This window comes from Escherichia coli (assembly GCF_036503815.1).
Classification (GTDB): domain Bacteria; phylum Pseudomonadota; class Gammaproteobacteria; order Enterobacterales; family Enterobacteriaceae; genus Escherichia; species Escherichia coli_F.
Genome location: NZ_AP027764.1, coordinates 3,479,790 through 3,502,533 on the forward strand (window position 1 = coordinate 3,479,790; position 22,744 = coordinate 3,502,533).

Below are 22,744 nucleotides of genomic sequence, written 5' to 3' on the forward strand. Positions count from 1 at the left end.
TTTCGGAGAACCCGTATGTCTTTAGCAAAAGATAATATATGGAAACTATTGGCCCCACTGGTGGTGATGGGCGTCATGTTTCTTATCCCTGTCCCTGACGGTATGCCACCGCAGGCATGGCATTACTTCGCTGTGTTTGTGGCAATGATTGTCGGCATGATCCTCGAGCCAATTCCGGCAACAGCGATCAGTTTTATTGCGGTTACTATTTGCGTTATTGGCAGTAATTACCTTCTCTTTGATGCCAAAGAATTAGCTGACCCAGCGTTTAATGCGCAAAAACAGGCGCTGAAATGGGGTCTGGCTGGTTTTTCCAGCACCACGGTATGGCTGGTATTTGGCGCATTTATTTTTGCATTAGGGTATGAAGTTTCCGGGTTAGGTCGTCGCATTGCCCTTTTCCTGGTGAAATTCATGGGCAAACGCACGCTGACGTTAGGTTATGCGATAGTCATTATCGACATTCTGCTGGCACCGTTTACACCGTCCAACACCGCGCGTACCGGGGGTACGGTTTTTCCGGTCATTAAAAACCTGCCGCCGCTGTTTAAATCATTCCCGAACGATCCGTCCGCGCGTCGTATTGGCGGCTATTTGATGTGGATGATGGTCATTAGTACCAGTCTGAGTTCGTCCATGTTTGTCACCGGTGCGGCACCAAACGTGCTGGGTCTGGAGTTCGTCAGCAAAATTGCCGGCATCCAGATTAGCTGGTTGCAGTGGTTCCTCTGCTTCCTGCCGGTTGGCGTTATCTTACTTATCATTGCGCCGTGGCTTTCCTACGTGCTTTACAAACCGGAAATCACACACAGTGAAGAAGTAGCAACCTGGGCGGGTGATGAACTAAAAACCATGGGTGCGCTGACACGCAGAGAGTGGACGCTGATTGGCCTTGTATTGCTCAGCTTAGGTTTGTGGGTATTTGGCAGTGAAGTCATTAATGCTACTGCGGTAGGTCTGCTGGCAGTTTCGCTAATGCTGGCCCTGCACGTTGTGCCGTGGAAAGACATTACTCGCTATAACAGCGCATGGAACACGCTGGTCAACCTGGCAACGCTGGTTGTTATGGCGAATGGCCTGACCCGTTCTGGCTTTATCGACTGGTTCGCCAACACGATGAGTACGCACCTGGAAGGATTCTCACCAAACGCAACGGTGATTGTACTGGTTCTGGTGTTCTACTTTGCGCACTACCTGTTTGCCAGCCTGTCTGCGCACACCGCAACCATGCTGCCGGTTATTCTGGCCGTCGGTAAAGGTATTCCGGGCGTACCAATGGAACAACTGTGTATCCTGCTGGTGCTGTCTATCGGTATCATGGGCTGTCTGACGCCGTATGCAACCGGTCCTGGGGTGATTATTTACGGCTGCGGCTATGTGAAATCAAAAGATTACTGGCGACTTGGTGCAATCTTCGGGGTGATTTACATCTCTATGCTGCTGTTGGTTGGCTGGCCGATTCTCGCTATGTGGAACTAATACGTTCGCCAAACGCTGAATAAATCATCACGCCCGCCAGGTAAGCCCACCAGGCGGGCTTTTTTATGATTTAATAGGTAGTATTCAGTGTATGTATGAGTTCCACACCCATTATGAAAGCATTCTGGCGTAATGCCGCGTTACTCGCGGTTTCTCTGCTTCCCTTCTCTTCTGTCAACGCTGTGGCGTTGCAGGCAAAACAGTATGGCGATTTTGATCGCTATGTCCTTGCTCTCTCCTGGCAAACCGGGTTCTGCCAGAGTCAACACGATCGAAATCGTAACGAACGGGATGAATGTCGCCTGCAAACCGAAACACCCAACAAAGCCGACTTTCTGACCGTACATGGTCTATGGCCGGGATTGCCTAAATCGGTTGCGGCCCGTGGTGTTGATGAACGACGCTGGATGCGCTTTGGTTGCGCTACTCGCCCAATCCCGAATCTACCAGAGGCGCGCGCCAGCCGGATGTGTTCATCGCCGGAAACCGGGTTATCGCTGGAAACGGCAGCTAAACTAAATGAAGTCATGCCGGGAGCTGGCGGTCGTTCCTGCCTGGAACGTTACGAATATGCCAAACACGGCGTCTGCTTTGGTTTTGATCCGGACGCTTACTTCGGCACGATGGTACGCCTGAATCAAGAAATTAAAGAGAGCGAAGCCGGAAAATTCCTTGCGGATAACTACGGTAAGACAGTGAGCCGCCGTGACTTTGACGCCGCCTTTGCCAAAAGCTGGGGAAAAGAGAACGTGAAAGCCGTTAAGCTAACGTGCCAGGGTAACCCTGCGTATTTGACTGAAATTCAGATTTCAATCAAAGCTGACGCCATCAACGCTCCGCTTTCTGCAAACTCATTCTTGCCACAACCACACCCAGGCAACTGTGGCAAAACCTTTGTGATTGATAAAGCGGGTTATTAATCATCTGATTTACAAAACACGCTAATTCGTCTTCCATAAACCATGACGATTAAGATTTATACATAATGCGCTGCATTGAGGAATTCCCTGAATGTGACGCAAATCACTTCAAAGAGTGAGCAACTGTCAGTATCATCATGTGAGTTAAACCCTCGCCGCCTGACGGTGAGGGTTTTCTTTTGGGTATGTTTATCTGCGACACTCGCAGTACCGACGACATGGAGTAAAAATGTCCAGACCAACTATCATCATTAACGACCTGGATGCCGAACGCATCGATATTCTGCTGGAGCAACCTGCCTATGCTGGTTTGCCAATCGCCGACGCGTTAAACGCAGAGTTGGATCGCGCCCAAATGTGTTCGCCAGAAGAGATGCCACACGACGTGGTGACAATGAACAGCCGGGTTAAATTCCGCAATCTTAGCGATGGCGAAGTGCGTGTGCGCACGCTGGTGTATCCGGCTAAAATGACTGACAGCAATACTCAGCTTTCTGTTATGGCTCCGGTAGGTGCCGCACTGCTGGGGCTGCGCGTTGGCGATTCCATTCACTGGGAACTTCCGGGCGGCGTTGCAACCCACCTTGAAGTGCTGGAACTCGAATACCAGCCAGAAGCTGCTGGCGACTACCTGCTTTAATCCCATCTGCACAAGCGACAACTCGCTTTGCCCAGAGGATGCACTCGCATCCTCTTTCCGCTCAAATATCAACCAGATTTATCATTTTGCTCTTAAGCACAGCATTCTAATCTGAACTGGTTATTCATCTGCGGAACCCCATATGAGCGAAGCTCTCAGTATCACTGCGTTTTATATATTCATAGCAGCTATTATTGTTGCTGCAGTGCTATACCTTGAACAACGCTGGTAGTACCTGGTTTTATTTATTTTCCAGATCAATCGCAAATTCAGATCGAATCAGCCTCGCAAATCATAGATTCATAATCAATAATGTGCTGTTATGTATACATGCAAAAACAAGGAGAGAATGCTTATGTACAAAACAATCATCATGCCAGTGGATGTTTTCGAAATGGAATTGAGCGACAAAGCTGTTCGCCACGCTGAATTCCTCGCCCAGGATGACGGAGTTATTCATCTACTTCACGTGCTACCAGGCTCAGCCAGCCTGAGCCTGCACCGTTTTGCCGCTGATGTACGTCGTTTTGAAGAGCATCTGCAACATGAAGCAGAAGAACGTTTGCAAACGATGGTCAGCCACTTCACCATCGATCCTTCCCGCATTAAACAACATGTCCGTTTTGGTAGCGTGCGGGATGAAGTCAATGAGTTGGCAGAAGAACTGGGGGCTGATGTTGTCGTTATCGGTTCGCGCAACCCATCGATTTCGACCCATCTGTTAGGTTCTAACGCCTCAAGCGTTATCCGCCACGCCAATCTGCCGGTGCTGGTCGTTCGCTAATAGATAAAAGTATTTATGTCGCCCTGCCCGGAGCCATCCCGGCGGGGCTTTTTATTGCAATAAAAAAGCCGCCAGGTTTGACCCCGGCGGCTAAGCAATTGCAGGTGAATCTTACTTCTTCTTATGCTGTTTTGGTGCGAATCAGGTAGTCAAAAGCACTCAGAGAGGCTTTGGCACCTTCGCCAGTGGCGATGATGATCTGCTTGTACGGAACCGTTGTACAGTCACCCGCAGCGAACACGCCTTTGACGTTGGTTTCGCATTTCGCATCAATGATAATCTCGCCCATGCGGTTACGTTCGACTGCGCCTTCGAGCCAGTTGGTGTTCGGCAGCAGACCAATCTGGACGAAAATACCGGCCAGTTCGATGTTGTGAATATCGCCGCTGACACGATCGCGATATTCCAGACCAACAACTTTGCTGCTGTCGCCTTTCACTTCCGTGGTTTGCGCATTCAGAATAATGTCGACGTTTTTCAGGCTGCGCAGTTTGTCCTGCAGAACCTGGTCGGCTTTCATTTCTGGCGCAAATTCCAGCAGAGTTACGTGCTCAACGATACCCGCCAGGTCGATTGCCGCTTCCACGCCGGAGTTACCGCCGCCGATGACCGCTACGCGTTTGCCTTTAAACAGCGGGCCGTCGCAGTGCGGGCAGTAGGTCACGCCTTTGGTGCGATATTGACCTTCGCCCGGAACGTTCATGTTACGCCATTTTGCACCGGTCGCCACGATAATACTGCGTGCTTTCAGTACCGCGCCAGAAGCTGTTTCAATCTGATGCAGGCCGCCTTCAACCGCTGCCGGGATCAGTTTGCTCGCGCTCTGGCTGTCGATCACATCAACGTCGTATTCATCAACGTGAACTTTCAGCGCACCTGCCAGCTTCTGCCCTTCGGTCTTCGGTACAGAAATGTAGTTTTCGATATCAACGGTATCGAGGATCTGACCACCAAAACGTTCGCCCATCAGACCGGTACGGATGCCTTTACGTGCGGAGTAAATTGCTGCCGCTGCACCCGCCGGGCCGGAACCGACGATTAATACGTCATAAGCATCACGCTTGTTCAGCTCTTCTGCCGCACGTTTTTCCGCGCCAGTATCAATTTTGGCGACGATTTCGGAAATAGTCATGCGGCCCTGACCAAACTCTTTCCCATTTACGAACACTGCCGGAACGCCCATCACGTTGCGATCGGTGATTTCGTTCTGGAAGGTGCCGCCGTCAATTGCCGTATGCTTGATGCGCGGGTTCAGTACGCTCATCAGGTTCAGCGCCTGCACCACGTCCGGGCAGTTGTGGCAAGAGAGCGAGTAATAGGTTTCGAATTCAAAATCACCGTCAATATGGCGAATCTGCTCCAGCAGAGACTGCGCTTCTTTCGACGGATGACCACCGGTCCACAACAACGCCAGTACCAGCGAGGTGAACTCGTGGCCCAGCGGGGAACCTGCAAAACGTGGCCCCTGGTTGGAACCTGGGTTAGTGATCAGGAAAGACGGCTTACGCACCGGCAAGCTGTTATCTTCTTTAAAGGTGACTTTGTCTGACAGTTCTGCGATTTCAGCCAACAGTTCCTTGATTTCTGCCGATTTAGCGCTGTCATCCAGCGTGGCAATTAACTCAACAGGCTTGGTCAATTTCTCAAGGTAAGCCTTGAGTTGAGTTTTCATATTTGTGTCGAGCATGTTTATCTCCTGGGCTTTAAACATCATCATGCAAGCGGCCTCTGCGGCTACCTGGATGCAGCTTGCATCATGGTGCGGGGAAGAAAATCGGGTGCCGCAGCACCCGAAGAATTAGGTGAATTTCCGAACTATTTCGCGCCGGAGTTGGTAGCGCGAAAGACGAAGGAAATTTAGATTTTACCAACCAGATCCAGAGACGGAGCCAGAGTTGCTTCACCTTCTTTCCATTTAGCCGGGCAAACTTCACCTGGGTGAGAAGCCACGTACTGTGCTGCTTTGATTTTACGCAGCAGGTCAGACGCGTCACGGCCAATGCCTTCAGCGGTAACTTCGATTGCCTGGATGATACCCTGCGGGTCAACAACGAAGGTCGCACGGTCAGCCAGACCTTCATCTTCACGCATGTTGTCGAAGTTACGGGTTAGGGCGCCAGTCGGGTCGCCGATCATCGCATATTTGATTTTAGCGATGGTTTCAGAGCTGCTGTGCCATGCTTTGTGGGTGAAGTGAGTATCGGTAGATACTGCGTATACGTCTACGCCCAGTTTCTGCAGTTCTTCGTAGTGGTCAGCAACGTCACCCAGTTCGGTCGGGCATACGAAAGTAAAGTCAGCCGGGTAGAAGAAGAAGACGCTCCAGCGGCCTTCGGTATCTTTTTCGGTGATTTCGATGAATTCGCCGTTTTTGAATGCCTGGTTTTTAAAAGGTTTAATTTTGGTGTTAATCAAGGACATCTATACTTCCTCCGTGTTTTCGATGAGATGTAAGGTAACCAATTTTTGCCGATTCGGCTAATGCGTTTCCATTATCAAATCGATAAGTTTTACCTTACAACCTTCGTAAGACAACTTTGTGAACTTTGCACCGCCAGCGGCGATAAAAAGTAAAATGGCCCCCTTTCCAGGTGACCGTGTAATCTGAACTACCCTTTGGTATCTTCAGCGCCTGCCTGCAGGCTGAGGTGTTGCCCTTACAAATGCAACAACGTCATGGATTACAACACCCTCATAAACAAAGGGCAATCACCTGATCTAAGCTCTTACCTATGACAGTGATAGGTTATGCCTTTTACCCGACTTTTGCACTGACTGAAAAGGACAAATTAATGTTAAAAAAGATACTTTTACTGGCTCTGCTTCCTGCAATCGCCTTTGCAGAGGAACTTCCTGCTCCGGTAAAAGCGATTGAAAAACAGGGCATTAAGATCATCAAAACGTTCGATGCCCCCGGCGGAATGAAAGGTTATCTCGGAAAGTATCAGGATATGGGCGTCACCATCTACCTGACTCCAGATGGTAAGCACGCTATCTCTGGTTACATGTACAACGAGAAAGGTGAAAACCTGAGTAACATGCTTATCGAAAAAGAAATTTATGCGCCAGCCGGACGCGAAATGTGGCAACGGATGGAACAATCGCACTGGCTCCTCGACGGTAAAAAAGACGCGCCAGTCATAGTCTACGTTTTCGCCGATCCGTTCTGCCCATATTGTAAACAGTTCTGGCAGCAGGCGCGCCCGTGGGTTGATTCTGGCAAAGTACAGTTGAGAACATTGTTGGTTGGGGTTATCAAACCAGAAAGTCCGGCGACAGCCGCGGCAATTCTGGCCTCTAAAGATCCCGCAAAAACCTGGCAAGAATATGAAGCCTCTGGCGGAAAACTTAAGCTAAATGTGCCTACAAACGTAAGTACAGAGCAAATGAAAGTGTTAAGCGACAACGAGAAACTCATGGACGATCTGGGGGCAAATGTCACACCGGCTATCTATTACATGAGTAAGGAAAATACGCTGCAACAGGCCGTGGGGTTGCCCGATCAGAAAACGCTTAATATCATTATGGAAAATAAATAGAAGATAATTCATGGGTGGTTGAAATACATCCTTGCTTTTCAACCATTCTAAAAACGCATGAATTGCTTCTTCCCCTCCAGACAACTGTGTTACTTTAGAAAAACTTAATCCAGAGTTAAGTAATAAAACATAACAAATATAAATAAAACAGTAGAATCATTGATTACAAGAATGATTCATGGACAAGGTAATATAACGGAGTATGTTATGGCTAATCTTTATGATTTAAAAAAATTCGACCTCAATTTACTGGTCATATTTGAGTGCATTTATCAACACCTCAGCATTAGCAAAGCAGCAGAATCATTATATATAACGCCATCTGCCGTTAGTCAGTCGTTACAACGTTTACACGCGCAATTTAATGACCCGTTATTCATCCGCTCAGGGAAAGGTATCGCGCCGACTACAACAGGGTTAAATCTGCATCACCATCTTGAGAAAAATCTCCGAGGCCTTGAACAAACGATCAATATCGTTAATAAGTCTGAGCTGAAGAAAAATTTTATTATCTACGGTCCTCAGCTTATTTCTTGTAGTAATAACAACATGCTAATCCGCTGTCTAAGACAAGATACTTCAATCGATATAGAATGCCACGACATACTGCTTTCAGCTGAAAACGCTGAAGAATTGTTAGTTCAACGCAAAGCTGACCTGGCAATCACGCTACAGCCGGTGATTAGCCGCTCCGTCATCTGTATGCCATTACACACCATTCGCAATTCTCTTATTTGTAGCAATAAACATCCTCGTATTACTGATACCAGTACCCATGAACAAATTATGGCCGAAGAATTCACCCTGCTAATATCTAAATCAGCAGGAATTGATGAAATTCAAGTAGACATAGACGAACGATTTATGAACCGTAAAATTTCGTTTCGCAGCTCCTCTTTACTCACCATAATTAATAGCATTTCTGTTACTGACTTATTGGGAATTGTCCCTACCGAGCTGTACGATTTACATCGCAATTTTCTGAAACTAAAAGAAATAAAGTTGAAACATCCGCTTCCTGCGGTCAAGCTTTATATTTCCTATAACAAATACTCGTTAAACAATCTGGTCTTCTCCCGTTTCATAGACCGCTTAAATGATAGCTTCTAATTAATCATCAATGGAGAATGTTATATTTTTCATCAATGAATTCATTGTATAAATATAAAATAATGTGCTCTATCTTGCTTCGTTTACCCTATAATTAGCGGATTCATCTCACAAGTCACCCAGTAACGTTCAGAGAGCGTTTTCAGATGTCTATTTATAAAATCCCTCTTCCGCTGAATATTTTAGAAGCTGCACAGGAACGTATTACCTGGACACTTAACACCTTGCCCCGTGTTTGCGTTTCTTTTTCGGGGGGTAAAGATTCCGGATTAATGCTGCATCTTACCGCCGAACTTGCCAGAAAATTGGGAAAAAAAATCTGCGTTTTGTTTATCGACTGGGAAGCACAGTTCTCTTGTACCATCGACTATGTACAGTCGTTACGCGAGTTGTATACCGACGTTATTGAAGAGTTTTACTGGGTAGCACTCCCACTCAAGACGCAAAATTCCCTTTCACAATACCAACCAGAATGGCAGTGCTGGGAATCTGATGTCGAATGGGTGCGTCAGCCCCCGCAAGAAGCGATAACCGATCCTGACTTTTTCTCCTTTTACCAGCCAGGCATGACCTTCGAACAATTTGTACGTGAGTTTGCCGAATGGTTTTCACAAAAACGTCCGGCGGCGATGATGATCGGCATCCGTGCGGATGAGTCCTACAACCGTTTTGTCGCCATCGCCAGTTTAAGTAAACAACGTTTTGCCGATGATAAGCCCTGGACCACAGCCGCACCAGGCGGTCACAGCTGGTACATTTACCCCATCTACGACTGGAAAGTAGCTGATATCTGGACCTGGTATGCTAATCATAAAGCCCTATGTAACCCATTGTATAATATCATGTATCAGGCAGGCGTCCCCCTGCGTCATATGCGAATTTGCGAACCTTTTGGCCCGGAGCAACGGCAAGGATTATGGCTCTATCACGTTATCGAACCGGATCGCTGGGCTGCTATGTGCGCACGAGTTAGCGGGGTAAAAAGTGGCGGCATTTACGCCGGACATGACAATCATTTTTATGGTCATCGGAAAATCCTCAAACCAGAGCATTTAGACTGGCAAGAGTATGCATTATTGCTGCTTGATAGCATGCCGGAGAAAACGGCTGAGCATTACCGCAACAAAATTGCCATTTACTTGCATTGGTATCAGAAAAAAGGTGTCGAGGTGCCACAGACCCAGCACGGGGACATTGGCGCGAAAGATATCCCCTCCTGGCGGCGAATTTGCAAGGTGTTACTGAATAACGATTACTGGTGTCGGGCATTATCATTTAGCCCAACCAAAGCGAAGAATTATCAGCGTTATAACGAACGGATAAAAGTAAAACGTCAGGAGTGGGGAATACTATGCAACAACAATTAACGCAGGATTTAACCCAATTTCTCGCCAGCTTGCCGGAAGACGATCGCATCAAAGCGATTAACGAAATCCGCCTGGCGATCCATCAGGTTAGCCCCTTTCGTGAAGAGCCAGTAGATTGTGTTCTGTGGGTTAAAAACAGCCAACTTATGCCAAATGATTACAACCCAAACAATGTGGCACCGCCCGAGAAAAAACTGTTACAAAAATCCATTGAGATAGATGGTTTTACCCAACCTATTGTGGTCACGCACACAGATAAAAATGCTCTGGAAATCGTGGATGGCTTTCACCGTCATGAAATTGGTAAAGGCTCTAACACGTTAAAAATGCGATTAAAAGGATATTTACCGGTCACCTGTCTGGAAGGAACACGTAACGAACGCATCGCCGCGACTATTCGTCATAACCGCGCTCGTGGACGCCACCAAATCACAGCCATGTCAGAAATCGTTCGTGAACTCAGCCAGTTGGGATGGGACGACAAAAAAATCGGCAAAGAGCTGGGTATGGACAGCGACGAAGTGTTGCGCCTGAAACAAATTAACGGCCTGCAAGAGTTATTTGCTGACCGTCAATATTCCCGCGCCTGGACAGTAAAATAATTACAGCTGGCGCAGGCGTTCAGCTGCCGCCAGCAACGTCGATTCCTTCTTGGCAAAACAGAGACGAATGAGCTTATGGGGGAAGGGATCGGCGCAAAATACCGACAGCGGGATCGCCGCCACGCCATGCTCCCGCGTCAGCCACTGGCAAAACTCAACGTCATCCAGCGAAGAAACCGCGCTGTAATCCACCAGCAAAAAGTAAGTGCCTTCGCAGGGTAAAATCTCCAGCCGACTCTCACTTAAGGCGTTCACCAGAATATCGCGCTTCTGGCGATAAAAGTCCGGTAACGCAAGGTAGTGTTCAGGTTCTGCTCGCAGCATATCGGCAAAGGCCAGCTGCGCCGGGGTATTCACCGAAAAAGTCAGATACTGATGCACTTTGCGGATCTCGGCGCTGATGGGCGCAGGCGCAACGCAATAGCCCACTTTCCAGCCGGTCATATGATAGGTCTTGCCAAACGATGACACCGCCACCGCCCGCTCACGCAGTTGCGGATGCGCCAGCACACTGGCATGGCCCTGCTGTGAAAAGTTGATATGCTCGTAAACTTCATCGCTAATGACAAAAATCTCGTGCCCGGCAATTACCTGCCACAAAGCGGAAAAATCAGTCTGCTGCCAGACAGTAGCACTGGGGTTATGCGGGGTGTTAAGGATCACCAGTCGGGTGCGCTCGCTTAACAATGCGGCAAATTCCTGCCAGTCCACGCGAAAATGCGGTGGTTGCAGTGCAATACGTTTCACTATTCCACCCGCAAGCGCGACGGCGGGGGCGTAGCTGTCATAGCTGGGATCAAAGCAAATCACTTCATCGCCATTGCGCACCAATGCAGTAATCGCTGCGTACAGCGCTTCCGTCGCCCCTGCTGTTACGGTGATATCGCTGTCGGCATCTGGTTGATAGCCATACAGCCGTTCCGTTTTCTGAGCAATCGCCTCGCGCAAGGCCTGCACGCCAGTCATAGGCGCGTATTGGTTTGCTCCCTGGGCAACGTGGTACCCCAGCCGTTCCTGCAAATAGGGCGGACCATCAAAATCAGGAAAGCCTTGTGACAGGTTAATCGCCTGGTGTTGCTGCGCCAGTGCGCTCATCTGGGTGAAAATAGTGGTGCCAAGTTGTGGAAGTTTGCTTTGTGGAATCAGAGGGTTATTTGTCATTTTTATTGTGCCTGACAAAGTTGCGTGTTGAAGCCACTATAACACGATGCTAGTATTTGGCAATCAAGACGTTTAGATGTCTAAATAAAACAATAAGGACAACACAACATGCCTCACAATCCTATTCGCGTCGTCGTTGGCCCTGCTAACTACTTTTCTCATCCCGGCAGTCTCAATCACCTGCATGATTTTTTCACTGATGAACAACTTTCTCGCGCAGTGTGGATCTACGGTGAATGTGCACTTGCCGCGGCGCAAACCAAACTTCCATCGGCGTTTGAACTGCCAGGAGCAAAGCATATTTTGTTTCGCGGTCATTGCAGTGAAAGCAATGTGCAACAACTGGCGGCTGAGTCCGGTGACGATCGCAGCGTGGTGATTGGCGTCGGCGGCGGCGCACTGCTCGACACCGCGAAAGCCCTCGCCCGCCGTCTCGGTCTGCCGTTTGTTGCCGTTCCAACGATTGCCGCTAGCTGCGCTGCCTGGACACCACTCTCTGTCTGGTACAACGATGCCGGACAGGCGCTACATTATGAGATTTTTGACGACGCCAATTTTATGGTGCTGGTGGAACCGGAGATAATCCTCAATGCGCCGCAAGAATATCTGCTGGCAGGAATCGGTGACACGCTGGCGAAATGGTATGAAGCGGTGGTGCTGGCTCCTCAGCCAGAAACGCTGCCGCTAACCGTACGGCTGGGAATCAATAATGCGCAGGTCATTCGCGACGTCTTGTTAAACAGTAGCGAACAGGCGCTTGCCGATCAGCAAAATCAGCAGTTAACGCAATCATTTTGCGATGTGGTCGATGCGATTATCGCCGGAGGCGGAATGGTCGGTGGTCTGGGCGATCGTTTTACGCGTGTGGCGGCGGCTCATGCCGTGCATAACGGTCTGACTGTACTGCCACAAACCGAGAAGTTTCTCCACGGCACCAAAGTCGCCTACGGAATTCTGGTGCAAAGCGCCTTGCTGGGTCAGGATGATGTGCTGGCGCAATTAACCGGGGCGTATCAGCGTTTTCATCTGCCGACTACGCTGGCGGAGCTGGAAGTGGATATCAATAATCAGGTGGAGATCAACAAAATGATTGCCCACACCCTACGTCCGGTGGAATCCATTCATTATCTGCCAGTCACGCTGACACCAGATACCTTGCGTGCAGCGTTCGAAAAAGTGGAATCGTTTAAAGCCTGACGTACAAATTTAGCAGCAGCGCGCGCCGCCTTTTCCACCGTAGCGCGCGTCCTGCCGCTCCCGGAAAAACTCTTCGTAGGTCATCGGTGTTTGATCAGGATGGTTAACCCGCATATGTTCGACATAGTTGTCGTAATCAGGCATACCAATCATCAGTTTCGCCGCCTGACCTAAATATTTTCCGGCTTTTGCCAGTGAATCAAACATCAATACCTCCGGTAAACAGGTTGCTGAGAGAGTGCTATCAACGCGCTCGGTCAGTCCCCTCGCCCCACCGGGGAGAGGGTTAGGGTGAGGGGGAACCCCAGGCACTACGCCAACATCCCCCCTCACTCTGACTTTAGTGTGCGCCTTTCGCCTGCGCCACGATCTCTTCGACATTTTCCGGCATCGGCTCATACGGCGTTTCTTTCGCCGTTGGCTTCGGCTCTTTCAATGCCGCCAGTGCCGTCTTAATCGAGAACAGCGCCAGAACCACCACGACCACCATAAAGAAGATGGTCAACCCGGCATCCAGACGGTTGTTGAACACCAGCTGCGCCAGTTGTGACTCAGTATACTGCGACGGAATATTGCCGCTGTCGATCATTGCCTGGAACTTGTTAGCAATCGCCAGGAAACCGACTTTCGCATCCGAGCTAAACGCTTTCTGCCAGCCTGCGGTCAGGGTACAAATCAGCAGCCAGGCCGTTGGTACCAGCGCCACCCAGGCGTAACGTTGACGTTTCATTTTGAATAGCACCACAGCACAAAGCATCAGCGCCATCCCTGCCAGCATCTGGTTGGCAATACCAAACAGCGGCCACAGAGTGTTAATACCGCCCAGCGGATCGACCACACCCTGATGCAGAAAGTAACCCCACGCCAGCACGCACAGCGCCGTTGCCAGCAGGTTAGCAGGCAGTGAATCGGTCCGTTTCAGGCCCGGAGAAACCACGCCCAGCAGATCCTGCAACATAAAGCGCGCAGCACGCGTACCCGCATCCACCGCCGTCAGAATAAACAGTGCTTCAAACAGAATGGCGAAGTGATACCAGAACGCCACATCCATCATGCCACCCAGCGCGCCGTGCAGAATGTAGGCCATCCCCACCGCCAGGGTCGGCGCACCGCCCGCACGGGAAATGATCGACTGTTCACCCACTTCGCTGGCAATCTGATTTAACGTATCTGGCGTAATGCTAAAGCCCCAGCTACTCACTACCTGCGCAGCAGATGCCACTACATCCGCCGTCCCCGCCGGAGCCAGCACCGCCATCGGGCTGTTCATCGCGAAGTACACGCCCGGATCGATGATACAGGCAGAAACCAGTGCCATAATCGCCACGAAGGATTCCATCAACATCCCGCCGTAGCCGATAAAGCACGCCTGACCTTCGTTCGCCAGCATCTTCGGTGTGGTGCCGGAAGAGATCAGCGCATGGAAGCCAGAAACTGCGCCACAGGCGATAGTAATAAACAGGAACGGGAACAGATTACCGGTCCATACCGGGCCAGTGCCATCTACAAACTTGGTCAGCGCAGGCATGGTCAGCGTCGGACGCATAATCAAAATGCCTACCGCCAGACCGACGATAGTCCCGATTTTCAGGAAGGTAGAGAGGTAGTCACGCGGAGCCAGCAGCAACCACACCGGCAGAACCGCCGCCACAAAACCGTAACCCACCAGCATCCAGGTCAGCTGCACGCCGGTAAAGTCAAAGTACGGTGCCAAGGTCGGGCTTTCTGCCACCCAGCCGCCAGAGATAATGGCGAAAATAAGGAATACCAGGCCAATCACCGACACTTCCCCAATGCGGCCCGGGCGCAGATAGCGCAGGTAAATCCCCATGAACAGCGCCAGCGGAATGGTGAACGCAACGGTATACGTTCCCCACGGGCTATGAGTCAGGGCTTTCACCACGATCATCGCCAGTACTGCAAGGATAATGACCATGATCATAAAGCAGGCCACCAGCGCAATCACCCCGGCGGTTGGCCCCATCTCTTCTTTAACCAGCTCGCCCAGCGAGCGACCGTCACGGCGCGTGGAAACAAACAGCACCATGAAATCCTGCACCGCACCGGCGAGAACCACCCCGGCAAGTAGCCAGATCATCCCCGGCAGGTAGCCCATTTGCGCCGCCAGTACCGGCCCCACCAACGGGCCTGCTCCGGCAATAGCCGCAAAATGGTGACCGAACAGCACTTTCTTGTCCGTCGGCACATAGTCCAGCCCGTCGTTATGGCGCACCGCTGGCGTCATACGCGTCGGGTCAACCGCCAATACATTTTTGGCGATATAAAGACCATAAAAACGGTAAGCGATCAGATAGATACAGACCGACGCCACCACAATCCACAGCGCGTTGATCTGTTCCCCACGATTTAAAGCAATGTATCCCAGAGCAAATGCTCCCATTACAGAGAGCACTGTCCAGACGAGGTATTTCCCTGATTTGTTCATAGTTGTTATCCGTGTGCGTGTCCATAGAGATGTTACATTTTGTTTCTATAACATCTTTGTGCAATTTAACAACACGGCAACCATGTAAATCGGAGTTGAAACCAATATTTAACTTAGCAATGTTAACTTGATCACTTCGTTAACTGAGTTTTCCTGCAATTTCATTTAATTCTGTCGGGTTCATCCCAAAACCGCCGTACCCAGCCGACAAGTACAGCAACGCCGCCCCTGTTCATCGAAAACAACGATTTCCCAGCTCTGATTTTGCCGCCCAAGATGCAGCGGCTGGCAGATGCCGCGTACCTTTCCCTCAGACACCGGGCGATGATGTGTGGCGTTAAGCTCCGTGCCCACCACGCACTGTCCGTCGCGAGTCATCATAAATCCGGCCATCGATCCCAGGGTTTCCGCCAGCGCCGCCGACGCGCCGCCATGCAGCAGGCCAAACGGCTGATGAGTACGAGTATCAACCGGCATTTCGGCTTCCAGCACATCATCGCCCAGACGGGTATACACAATTCCAAGATGCGCCACCATTGTGTTATCGCTGGTGGCGTTCAGTTCGTCGAGCGTTAAATGGCGTTTCCAGATCATGCTTATGCCCCCAGTGTTGAGCCGCCATCTACCACAATATCCTGTAGGGTGATATGGCTTGCGAGGTCAGAGGCGAGGAACAAAATCGTGTTGGCGATCTCTTGTGGACGGGCGATTTTCCCCAGCGGAATACCGAGTTTAAACTGCTCGCCAAAGCCGCGAATACGCTGCTCTTCGGCGTCATCACTCACCCACAGCGTGCGTTGCATATCGGTGTCGGTGGACCCCGGGGAAACCACATTACAGCGCACACCGCTACCCGCCAGTTCCAGCCCGACGCTCAACGCCAGGCTTTTCAGCGCCGCTTTCGACGCACCGTAAGCACTCATACCAATACGCGGCGTGTGTGCAGCGTCGGACGCCACAGTAACAATCGCCCCGCCCCGCTGACGGCGAAACTGGTTCATGGTCTGCTGGAACAAGTTAAATGCGCCACCGACGTTGACCGCAAAAGTCTGCTGCCAGTCCTCCTTGCTGAGCTGATCGGTCGCGCCCATGCGCAAAATTCCCGCCGCATTGACCAGCACGTCCAGTCGCTCCGTTTGCGCTAACAGTCGCTGACACACTTGCGCCACCTGCGCAGCGTCGGCTACATCCATTACTTCGGTCGCAAAGGGATATTGCTCCAGAGTGAACGCTTGATCAAAACCTGTAACTTTCGCTCCGGCCTCAACAAATGCCAGCGCCGTGGCGTAGCCAATACCTTTCCCCGCGCCGGTTACCCAGACATTTTTGCCGCTGAAATCCATCATTTCACCTCGCGGGAGAGTAGCTTCCACCAGGCGTCGATGGTCGGATTTTTCGCCAGCATGACAAAATCGATATCGCCATGCACTTTGCGCCAGCGCGCCGCCAGCGCCATCATGCGCACCGAATCCAGACCGTAATCAATTAGGTTGTCGTCATCGAACGGCTCATCGGACTCGTCCAGCAACGGCAGGATCACCTCTCGCAGCGCCGCTTTGGTTGAAGGGATCGGTGCAGGCAATAGTTCTTCGGTCATCACCACCCGGCCAGAACGCCCGGCTACATATTTCAGCGACATCAAATGCTCGTCACGACTGAAATCGGCCAGCGCATCCGCCACCATAAACGGTTTAATATCGCGCATAAATGCGTCGGTTGCGGTGGTCATACAGCCAATGTGGGCGTATACCCCGGTAATAATCAACTGGTTACGTCCACTCTCTTTGAGCATTTGCTCCAGCGGAGAACGATGAAACGCGCTGTAGCGCCACTTCACCAACACCGTGTCGTCGGCATCTGGCGTCAGGCGATCCACCACCTTTTGCTGTTCTGGTGAACGGGTCAGGCCCGGTCCCCACATATCATTCAACAGCGCCCGATCTTCATCGCTCTGCTCTTTCGGCTGGGCGGTGTAATAAACCGGAATATTGTGCTGTTTGCAGTAGTCGCGTAGTGCCGCAATATTCGCGATCACCTGCTCCATCATCGGGCAGTTCTCGCCCCAGAAGCTGACAAAATAGTCCTGCATATCATGGATTAACAACGCGGCACGTTGCGGCTCAAAGGCCCAGTTGACTTTATTCTGCGGAATATCGTGAGACTCCGGCAGTGCGTAAGCCTGTAATTTTGGAATAGCCATCGTGTTCTCTCCTTCAGACTGATGCGCGTGACGCCAGCCACTGACGTAATTGTTTTTTATCGACTTTCCCGACCGCCGTCAGCGGAAGTGAATCTACACACTCCACGCGATCAGGTAATTTAAATTCGGCAATACCCTGTTCACGCAGGAAACGACGCACCTGTACCGCACGCAGTGGTTCTTTTACCACCAGATAAGCACAGCTTTTTTCGCCCATCAGCTCATCTTCCATACTCACCAGTGCGGCGTAGATCACCGCCGGATGGCGCAGCAACAGGTTTTCGATCTCTTCGGCAGCGATCTTCTCGCCGCCACGGTTGATCTGATCTTTCTCGCGCCCCTGCACGGTGATGTACCCCTCTGGATCAATAGAGATCAGATCGCCGGAACAGTAAAAACCGTTGGCATCAAAGGCGCTGGCATTGTGCTGTGGACTTTTGTAATAGCCGCGGAAGGTGTACGGCCCGCGCGTCATCAGGCGTCCAACCTCCCCTTGCGGCAGTGGATTTCCGTCAGCATCGGCAACCCACACTTCATCATCCGGACACATTGGATAGCCCTGGGTATGGATAATTTTCTCCGCGCTATCATCAAGACGGGTGTAGTTCACCAGCCCTTCCGCCATGCCGAATACCTGCTGTAACTGGCAGCCAATCTCTGCGGGAATACGCGCCGCAAGCGTGGCAGAAAGACGTGCGCCACCGACCTGTAACAGTTTCAGCGAGGCAAGCTGCGCCCGGCTTTCACCTTCGGTCAGCGCCTGTAACCACAGGCTGACTGCTGGTGGCACCAGCGCGGTGACGTTCACCTGATGTTTTGCAATCAATGGGAAGCAGAGCGTGGCGCTGGGGTCGGCAGCCAGAACGACCGTGCCGCCAGCGAGAAAGATGCCCAGCGATCCTGGCGAACTCATGGCGTAGTTGTGGGCCGCAGGAATCGCGCACAGGTAGCGTGTCTGTTGCGTGAACTGACAAATCTCGACGCTACGACGTACGCTGTAGTAGTAGTCGTTATGAGTGCGCGGGATCAGTTTCGGTGTGCCGGTGGTACCGCCGGAAAGCTGAAAATAGGCCACTTCATCAGCAGGAGATGGCGTGGCAGTAAAATCCTCAGCCGGATGGTTAATCGCATCCTGCAAGTTATGCTCACCGCTGTCGTTCAGCAGCTGCACCACGCGAATGGAGGAGTGCTCTGCAACAAACGTATTAAGGAAGTCATCCCCGCTAAATAGCGCATGTTGGCGATCGGCAATCAGTAACACCGGTTCAATCTGGCTGGCGTATGCATTCAGCTCACTACGCTGATGGCTGAACAGCGCCAGCACCGGCGCAACGCCCAGTTTTAGCAGCGCGAAAAAGGTAATATACAATTCAGCGACGTTACCCAGTTGTACCAGTGCGGTTTCACCGGGTTTAATGCCCTGACGACGCAAGCTACAGGCGAGATTATCCGCCGCCTGATTCAGTTCCCGGTAACTCAACTGACGCTCGCCGTCGATGACCGCGATGCTGTCGCTTGCGGCATGACGGGTCAGAATGTCGGTCAGCGGCAAATCCTGCCAGTAGCCTTTTTCCCGATAGCGACGGGCAAACTCTTCCGGCCAGCGGGTGAATGGAATGCTCATCCTCGCTCCTTAATGCAATCCAAAAACGTTCAACATGGTAGAAAGTTTGACGCCCGTTTCGCGCCATTCACCCAACGGTGAGGACGCAGGCACAATCCCCGCTCCGGCAAACAGACGCACCTGATTTTCCCGCAGCTTCGCGCAGCGGATGGTCACCACCCACTCGCCGTTACCTTCGCTGTCACACCAACCCACAATGCCGCCAAACAGTTCGCGGTCGAACGGTTCCAGCTCAGCAATCACCTGGGTCGCGGCCTGATGCGGGAAACCGCTCAGCGCGGGGGTCGGATGCAGCAGACAGGCCAGAGTCAATGCGTTTTCTTGCGAATTCGCTTTGCCTTCAAAGGGTGTTGCGAGATGCCACAGCGTCGGCGTGGTGATCAATTGTGGGGAGGATGGAACGTGTAACTCACTACTGCGTTCGCGCAGTACCTCTTTCATCGCCTGAGTCACCAGTTCATGTTCATGGCGATCTTTTTCTGACGCCAGCAGACGATTACCCGCTTCGCGATCAAGCACGTCATCCGGCTGACGACGCGCGGAACCGGCTAACGGAATCGAGCTAAAACGCTCGCCGTCTTTACGCAGCAATAGTTCCGGGCTGGCTCCCAGCAGGACGCCACCATCAGCTAACGGCACATGGAAGTTGTAACTAACCGGGTTTTGCGCAATCAACCGTTCCAGCAATACGCCACTATCAATGGCAGCGTCAGTGGTGATATCAATCAACCGTGACAACACCACTTTGTCGACTTGCGGCGTGGCGGTAAGTGCGGCGGCGCGGGCAACCATCTGTTCAAACGTAGCTTGTTCCGGAATTGCCTGACGTTCCACCACGTTCAGCGACTGGCTGCGAGTAAAACGGCGGGCTGAAGTCTGTTTTTCCTGCCGGGAGAACGACTGCCAGGATTCGGGAATATACAGCGACGAAGGCTGACGTGGATCGAAGGGAATCGCCCCAACCATCACCGGATTTTTAATGCCCTGCGCTTTGGCATCGGCAAACAACGCGGTGAGTTTTTGCTGGAAGGGACTATCGGGCGAATCCCCGTTCACAGCCGGTTCATCAAAGCGGGCGAAACATCCTGACGTCGTAAAACTGCGGTACGGCGACATAAAGAAAAAGCGATTGGGCGCAAGTGTTGCCATGGTCTGCTGTACTTCCTCAGCCAGTGACGTATCCATATCATCCTCCACAAAATGATAAAAGCTTTAATAATGATTATCATTTATATTTTCGGTCGCTAACCTAAAAGCAAACGAGCACTATGTCAACTCTTGAGGTAACGCAATCTGCAAGTCGGGGTTGCATCTGCTTGTGGTTACAATGAAAATGAGAAGCATTAACTTCATTAATAACAGGAAGCTGATTTGTGAGACTCGCCCCGCTCTACCGCAACGCCCTTCTTTTAACCGGAATTTTGCTTTCAGGAATATCCGCAGTTCAGGCTGCCGACTGGCCGCGTCAGATTACTGACAGTCGTGGTACTCATACCCTGGAAAGCCAGCCGCAACGTATTGTTTCCACCAGCGTCACCTTGACCGGCTCACTGCTGGCGATTGATGCACCAGTGATCGCCAGCGGCGCGACCACGCCGAATAACCGCGTAGCGGATGACCAGGGTTTTTTACGCCAGTGGAGCAAGGTAGCGAAAGAACGCAAACTGCAACGTCTCTATATCGGCGAACCGAACGCCGAAGCAGTAGCCGCACAAATGCCAGATCTGATTTTAATTAGCGCGACCGGCGGCGATTCAGCGCTAGCGCTATACGATCAGCTTTCCACTATCGCACCAACGTTAATCATCAATTACGACGATAAAAGCTGGCAGTCGCTGTTAACGCAACTTGGCGAAATTACCGGGCATGAGAAACAAGCGGCAGAGCGGATTGCACAGTTTGATAAGCAACTGACGGCGGCGAAAGAGCAAATCAAATTACCGCCGCAGCCGGTCACTGCCATTGTCTATACCGCCGCTGCGCACAGTGCCAATCTCTGGACAGCTGAATCAGCACAAGGGCAGATGCTGGAACAACTCGGCTTTACGCTGGCCAGGTTGCCCGCAGGCTTAAACGCCAGCCAAAGCCAGGGCAAACGCCATGACATCATTCAGCTTGGTGGGGAAAATCTGGCGGCAGGGTTAAATGGCGAGTCGCTATTCCTGTTCGCCGGTGATCAGAAAGACGCCGATGCGATTTATGCCAATCCACTGCTCGCGCACCTGCCTGCAGTACAAAACAAGCAGGTTTATGCGCTGGGAACCGAGACGTTCCGACTGGATTACTACAGCGCCATGCAAGTGCTGGATCGGCTTAAGGCGCTGTTCTAAGCATTAACTGTCAGACGCTGTCACCTGCGGCGGCGTCTGGCGAAAACGACGCAACTCTACCAGTACCAGCAACAACAACACGCCGATAATCAACAAACCAAAACCACTCGCGCTTGCGGAGGCCACCGGCGTCATCATCGCTCCCAGACCGCCCAACAGCGCTGCGCCTATGGCATCGCCCGTCACGTTTTGTGCCGTCCACAAACCGTTAATCCGCCCTAACATCGCTTCCGGGGTTTGCGTTTGCAGCATTGTGTATTGCAGCAACGAACTAACCGCGCTCAACCAGCCGAACAGCGCCAGACAAGCCACGCCTAAAATCCACATCGGCATCAGGCCAAACAAACCAATGGCGAGGAACGATCCCAGCGTGGAGAGCAGCATCAATAACCCTGGTCGCGCGCTATGTGCCAGCTTCCCGCTGGTTAACGCGCCAATAGCTGCACCGAGCGGGATCGCCGCATAGAGAAAACCAATCTGTGCCGCCGACATCTGCCAGTTGTCAGCCAGCGCCGGATACAGTACCCGTACCGCGCTCGCCATCGTCAATAACCCCCCCAGCAGCGCAATCCCTCCCACCAGCGGGCTGGCGAGCAGAAAACGAAATCCTGCCAGTAATGATTTCAACGGATGCTCACGCGGTTGCGGTGGCGGAGGTAGCGCCGGAAGGCTTAACAACGGTAGCAAGGTAATAAACGTGCCCGCCGCCGCCAGCCCGTAGTTCCAGGCTACGCCGCCAGTCGCCAGCAGTAAGCCGCCAATCATGGGCGAAATTACCGATCCCAGCCGCACAGTCAACATGGTGATTGCCCCGGCCTGCATTAAATTTTCACGCCCAACTAATGCAGGAGTCGCCGCCAGAAGCGCCGTAACGCCAAGTGACGCGAAAAAGCCATCCCATAATCCGAGTAAATAGATTGCGAGCAATGACGGCTCCGGCAACAGCGCATTCAGGCACAATCCAATGAAGCCAATGCCACAGGTGCCGCGCGCCAGCAAAATCACTTTTTTGCGCTCATAGCGATCCGCCAGCACACCGCCGACCATCAAGCCGACAAACATCGCCCCGCCGGTCAGCGTCACCGAAAGCCCCACCTGCCAGGTAGAATGCGTCATCATCTGGATCTGCACTGGCACCGCGACGCCGAGCAAACCCAGAGAAACAATAGAGATAAAACGAGCGAGGAATACTGCGCGAAACGCCGGGTGCGTTTTCAACAGGCTGAGGTTAAGCAGCCAGGATTGTTTATTCATTACAATGCCTTGCCATCAAATATTTTAAATACCTATTCTTAGGCTGCACATGCTAACATATCCAAATAAGATCGATAACGATAATTAATTT

At 51.6% G+C, this 22,744-nt stretch carries 22 protein-coding genes; 11 read left to right on the forward strand and 11 right to left on the reverse strand.

The window, feature by feature from the left end:
* Window positions 1–15 precede the first annotated feature (15 nt).
* From citT to uspG, 5 genes are all read left to right on the forward strand, one after another.
* On the forward strand, window positions 16–1,479 hold the full coding sequence (gene citT / locus AABJ99_RS16765) for a citrate/succinate antiporter CitT (RefSeq protein WP_000050328.1): 1,464 nt from the start codon (window positions 16–18) through the stop codon (window positions 1,477–1,479).
* Between the two features lie 113 nt (window positions 1,480–1,592).
* Window positions 1,593–2,399, forward strand: coding sequence for a ribonuclease I (rna, locus tag AABJ99_RS16770; protein ID WP_039021072.1), 807 nt, complete (start codon window positions 1,593–1,595; stop codon window positions 2,397–2,399).
* Window positions 2,400–2,628: 229 nt separating this feature from the next.
* Window positions 2,629–3,039, forward strand: coding sequence for a nucleoside diphosphate kinase regulator (gene rnk, locus AABJ99_RS16775; RefSeq protein ID WP_000089731.1), 411 nt, complete (start codon window positions 2,629–2,631; stop codon window positions 3,037–3,039).
* Between the two features lie 142 nt (window positions 3,040–3,181).
* Entirely contained in the window at window positions 3,182–3,271 is a 90-nt protein-coding gene (gene yldA, locus AABJ99_RS25045; RefSeq protein WP_349813939.1) for a small membrane protein YldA, read from the forward strand.
* Between the two features lie 123 nt (window positions 3,272–3,394).
* Window positions 3,395–3,823, forward strand: coding sequence for a universal stress protein UspG (gene uspG, locus AABJ99_RS16780; protein WP_000278505.1), 429 nt, complete (start codon window positions 3,395–3,397; stop codon window positions 3,821–3,823).
* A 121-nt stretch (window positions 3,824–3,944) separates the two neighbouring features.
* On the opposite strand, the gene ahpF is transcribed toward uspG, so the two are convergent.
* Together ahpF and ahpC are read right to left on the reverse strand one after the other, a co-directional pair.
* On the reverse strand, window positions 3,945–5,510 hold the full coding sequence (ahpF, locus tag AABJ99_RS16785) for an alkyl hydroperoxide reductase subunit F (RefSeq protein ID WP_039021071.1): 1,566 nt from the start codon (window positions 5,508–5,510) through the stop codon (window positions 3,945–3,947).
* A gap of 170 nt (window positions 5,511–5,680) precedes the next feature.
* On the reverse strand, window positions 5,681–6,244 hold the full coding sequence (ahpC, locus tag AABJ99_RS16790; RefSeq protein ID WP_000052796.1) for an alkyl hydroperoxide reductase subunit C: 564 nt from the start codon (window positions 6,242–6,244) through the stop codon (window positions 5,681–5,683).
* Between the two features lie 371 nt (window positions 6,245–6,615).
* Between ahpC and dsbG the strand changes: the two genes are divergently transcribed.
* From dsbG to ybdM, 4 genes are all read left to right on the forward strand, one after another.
* On the forward strand, window positions 6,616–7,362 hold the full coding sequence (gene dsbG, locus AABJ99_RS16795; RefSeq protein WP_039021070.1) for a thiol:disulfide interchange protein DsbG: 747 nt from the start codon (window positions 6,616–6,618) through the stop codon (window positions 7,360–7,362).
* Between the two features lie 207 nt (window positions 7,363–7,569).
* A complete protein-coding gene (gene citR / locus AABJ99_RS16800; RefSeq protein ID WP_338387383.1) occupies window positions 7,570–8,472 on the forward strand; it encodes a DNA-binding transcriptional repressor CitR in 903 nt (300 codons plus the stop codon).
* Between the two features lie 146 nt (window positions 8,473–8,618).
* Complete coding sequence (ybdN, locus tag AABJ99_RS16805; RefSeq protein WP_000029791.1) at window positions 8,619–9,839, forward strand: phosphoadenosine phosphosulfate reductase; 1,221 nt, start codon at window positions 8,619–8,621, stop codon at window positions 9,837–9,839.
* On the forward strand, window positions 9,812–10,441 hold the full coding sequence (gene ybdM / locus AABJ99_RS16810) for an IbrB-like domain-containing protein (RefSeq protein WP_077782394.1): 630 nt from the start codon (window positions 9,812–9,814) through the stop codon (window positions 10,439–10,441). The genes ybdN and ybdM overlap by 28 nt, the downstream gene beginning before the upstream one ends.
* On the opposite strand, the gene ybdL is transcribed toward ybdM, so the two are convergent.
* Complete coding sequence (gene ybdL, locus AABJ99_RS16815; RefSeq protein WP_338387384.1) at window positions 10,442–11,602, reverse strand: methionine-oxo-acid transaminase; 1,161 nt, start codon at window positions 11,600–11,602, stop codon at window positions 10,442–10,444. It lies immediately after the preceding gene.
* A 108-nt stretch (window positions 11,603–11,710) separates the two neighbouring features.
* On the opposite strand from ybdL, the gene hcxA reads away from it, so the two are divergent.
* Window positions 11,711–12,799, forward strand: coding sequence for a hydroxycarboxylate dehydrogenase HcxA (gene hcxA, locus AABJ99_RS16820; protein WP_338387385.1), 1,089 nt, complete (start codon window positions 11,711–11,713; stop codon window positions 12,797–12,799).
* A gap of 9 nt (window positions 12,800–12,808) precedes the next feature.
* Here hcxA and ybdD read toward each other — a convergent pair whose 3' ends face one another.
* From ybdD to entC, 7 genes are all read right to left on the reverse strand, one after another.
* Complete coding sequence (gene ybdD, locus AABJ99_RS16825; protein ID WP_000460431.1) at window positions 12,809–13,006, reverse strand: YbdD/YjiX family protein; 198 nt, start codon at window positions 13,004–13,006, stop codon at window positions 12,809–12,811.
* 133 nt (window positions 13,007–13,139) lie between these two features.
* Complete coding sequence (cstA, locus tag AABJ99_RS16830; protein WP_039021066.1) at window positions 13,140–15,245, reverse strand: pyruvate/proton symporter CstA; 2,106 nt, start codon at window positions 15,243–15,245, stop codon at window positions 13,140–13,142.
* 180 nt (window positions 15,246–15,425) lie between these two features.
* The gene (gene entH / locus AABJ99_RS16835; protein WP_000637946.1) at window positions 15,426–15,839 is read right to left on the reverse strand and encodes a proofreading thioesterase EntH; all 414 of its coding nucleotides are present in this window, start codon (window positions 15,837–15,839) and stop codon (window positions 15,426–15,428) included.
* A 2-nt stretch (window positions 15,840–15,841) separates the two neighbouring features.
* Window positions 15,842–16,588 carry a 2,3-dihydro-2,3-dihydroxybenzoate dehydrogenase EntA gene (entA, locus tag AABJ99_RS16840; protein WP_000347644.1) on the reverse strand — a complete coding sequence of 249 codons (747 nt, stop codon included), beginning with the start codon at window positions 16,586–16,588 and terminating at the stop codon, window positions 15,842–15,844.
* Complete coding sequence (gene entB / locus AABJ99_RS16845) at window positions 16,588–17,445, reverse strand: enterobactin biosynthesis bifunctional isochorismatase/aryl carrier protein EntB (protein WP_001007152.1); 858 nt, start codon at window positions 17,443–17,445, stop codon at window positions 16,588–16,590. Before entB ends, entA begins: the two co-directional genes overlap by 1 nt.
* A 13-nt stretch (window positions 17,446–17,458) precedes the next feature.
* A complete protein-coding gene (gene entE, locus AABJ99_RS16850; protein WP_039021065.1) occupies window positions 17,459–19,069 on the reverse strand; it encodes a (2,3-dihydroxybenzoyl)adenylate synthase EntE in 1,611 nt (536 codons plus the stop codon).
* A gap of 9 nt (window positions 19,070–19,078) precedes the next feature.
* The gene (gene entC / locus AABJ99_RS16855; protein ID WP_039021064.1) at window positions 19,079–20,254 is read right to left on the reverse strand and encodes an isochorismate synthase EntC; all 1,176 of its coding nucleotides are present in this window, start codon (window positions 20,252–20,254) and stop codon (window positions 19,079–19,081) included.
* Between the two features lie 188 nt (window positions 20,255–20,442).
* On the opposite strand from entC, the gene fepB reads away from it, so the two are divergent.
* Window positions 20,443–21,399: a Fe2+-enterobactin ABC transporter substrate-binding protein gene (gene fepB / locus AABJ99_RS16860; RefSeq protein WP_001234298.1), complete on the forward strand. Its 957-nt coding sequence runs from the start codon at window positions 20,443–20,445 to the stop codon at window positions 21,397–21,399.
* Between the two features lie 3 nt (window positions 21,400–21,402).
* Here the strand turns inward: fepB and entS are convergent, their stop codons facing one another.
* Entirely contained in the window at window positions 21,403–22,653 is a 1,251-nt protein-coding gene (entS, locus tag AABJ99_RS16865; RefSeq protein ID WP_039021063.1) for an enterobactin transporter EntS, read from the reverse strand.
* Window positions 22,654–22,744: the final 91 nt, after the last annotated feature.

Coding starts and splice junctions, on each gene's coding strand:
- hcxA (WP_338387385.1), top strand. CDS start 11,711: ATGCCTCACAATCCTATTCGCGTCGTCGTTGGCCCTGCTAACTACTTT.
- entB (WP_001007152.1), bottom strand. CDS start 17,445: ATGGCTATTCCAAAATTACAGGCTTACGCACTGCCGGAGTCTCACGAT.
- ybdN (WP_000029791.1), top strand. CDS start 8,619: ATGTCTATTTATAAAATCCCTCTTCCGCTGAATATTTTAGAAGCTGCA.
- entE (WP_039021065.1), bottom strand. CDS start 19,069: ATGAGCATTCCATTCACCCGCTGGCCGGAAGAGTTTGCCCGTCGCTAT.
- yldA (WP_349813939.1), top strand. CDS start 3,182: ATGAGCGAAGCTCTCAGTATCACTGCGTTTTATATATTCATAGCAGCT.
- rna (WP_039021072.1), top strand. CDS start 1,593: ATGAAAGCATTCTGGCGTAATGCCGCGTTACTCGCGGTTTCTCTGCTT.
- citR (WP_338387383.1), top strand. CDS start 7,570: ATGGCTAATCTTTATGATTTAAAAAAATTCGACCTCAATTTACTGGTC.
- entH (WP_000637946.1), bottom strand. CDS start 15,839: ATGATCTGGAAACGCCATTTAACGCTCGACGAACTGAACGCCACCAGC.
- rnk (WP_000089731.1), top strand. CDS start 2,629: ATGTCCAGACCAACTATCATCATTAACGACCTGGATGCCGAACGCATC.
- entS (WP_039021063.1), bottom strand. CDS start 22,653: ATGAATAAACAATCCTGGCTGCTTAACCTCAGCCTGTTGAAAACGCAC.
- cstA (WP_039021066.1), bottom strand. CDS start 15,245: ATGAACAAATCAGGGAAATACCTCGTCTGGACAGTGCTCTCTGTAATG.
- citT (WP_000050328.1), top strand. CDS start 16: ATGTCTTTAGCAAAAGATAATATATGGAAACTATTGGCCCCACTGGTG.
- ahpF (WP_039021071.1), bottom strand. CDS start 5,510: ATGCTCGACACAAATATGAAAACTCAACTCAAGGCTTACCTTGAGAAA.
- uspG (WP_000278505.1), top strand. CDS start 3,395: ATGTACAAAACAATCATCATGCCAGTGGATGTTTTCGAAATGGAATTG.
- dsbG (WP_039021070.1), top strand. CDS start 6,616: ATGTTAAAAAAGATACTTTTACTGGCTCTGCTTCCTGCAATCGCCTTT.
- ybdD (WP_000460431.1), bottom strand. CDS start 13,006: ATGTTTGATTCACTGGCAAAAGCCGGAAAATATTTAGGTCAGGCGGCG.
- ybdL (WP_338387384.1), bottom strand. CDS start 11,602: ATGACAAATAACCCTCTGATTCCACAAAGCAAACTTCCACAACTTGGC.
- entA (WP_000347644.1), bottom strand. CDS start 16,588: ATGGATTTCAGCGGCAAAAATGTCTGGGTAACCGGCGCGGGGAAAGGT.
- entC (WP_039021064.1), bottom strand. CDS start 20,254: ATGGATACGTCACTGGCTGAGGAAGTACAGCAGACCATGGCAACACTT.
- ahpC (WP_000052796.1), bottom strand. CDS start 6,244: ATGTCCTTGATTAACACCAAAATTAAACCTTTTAAAAACCAGGCATTC.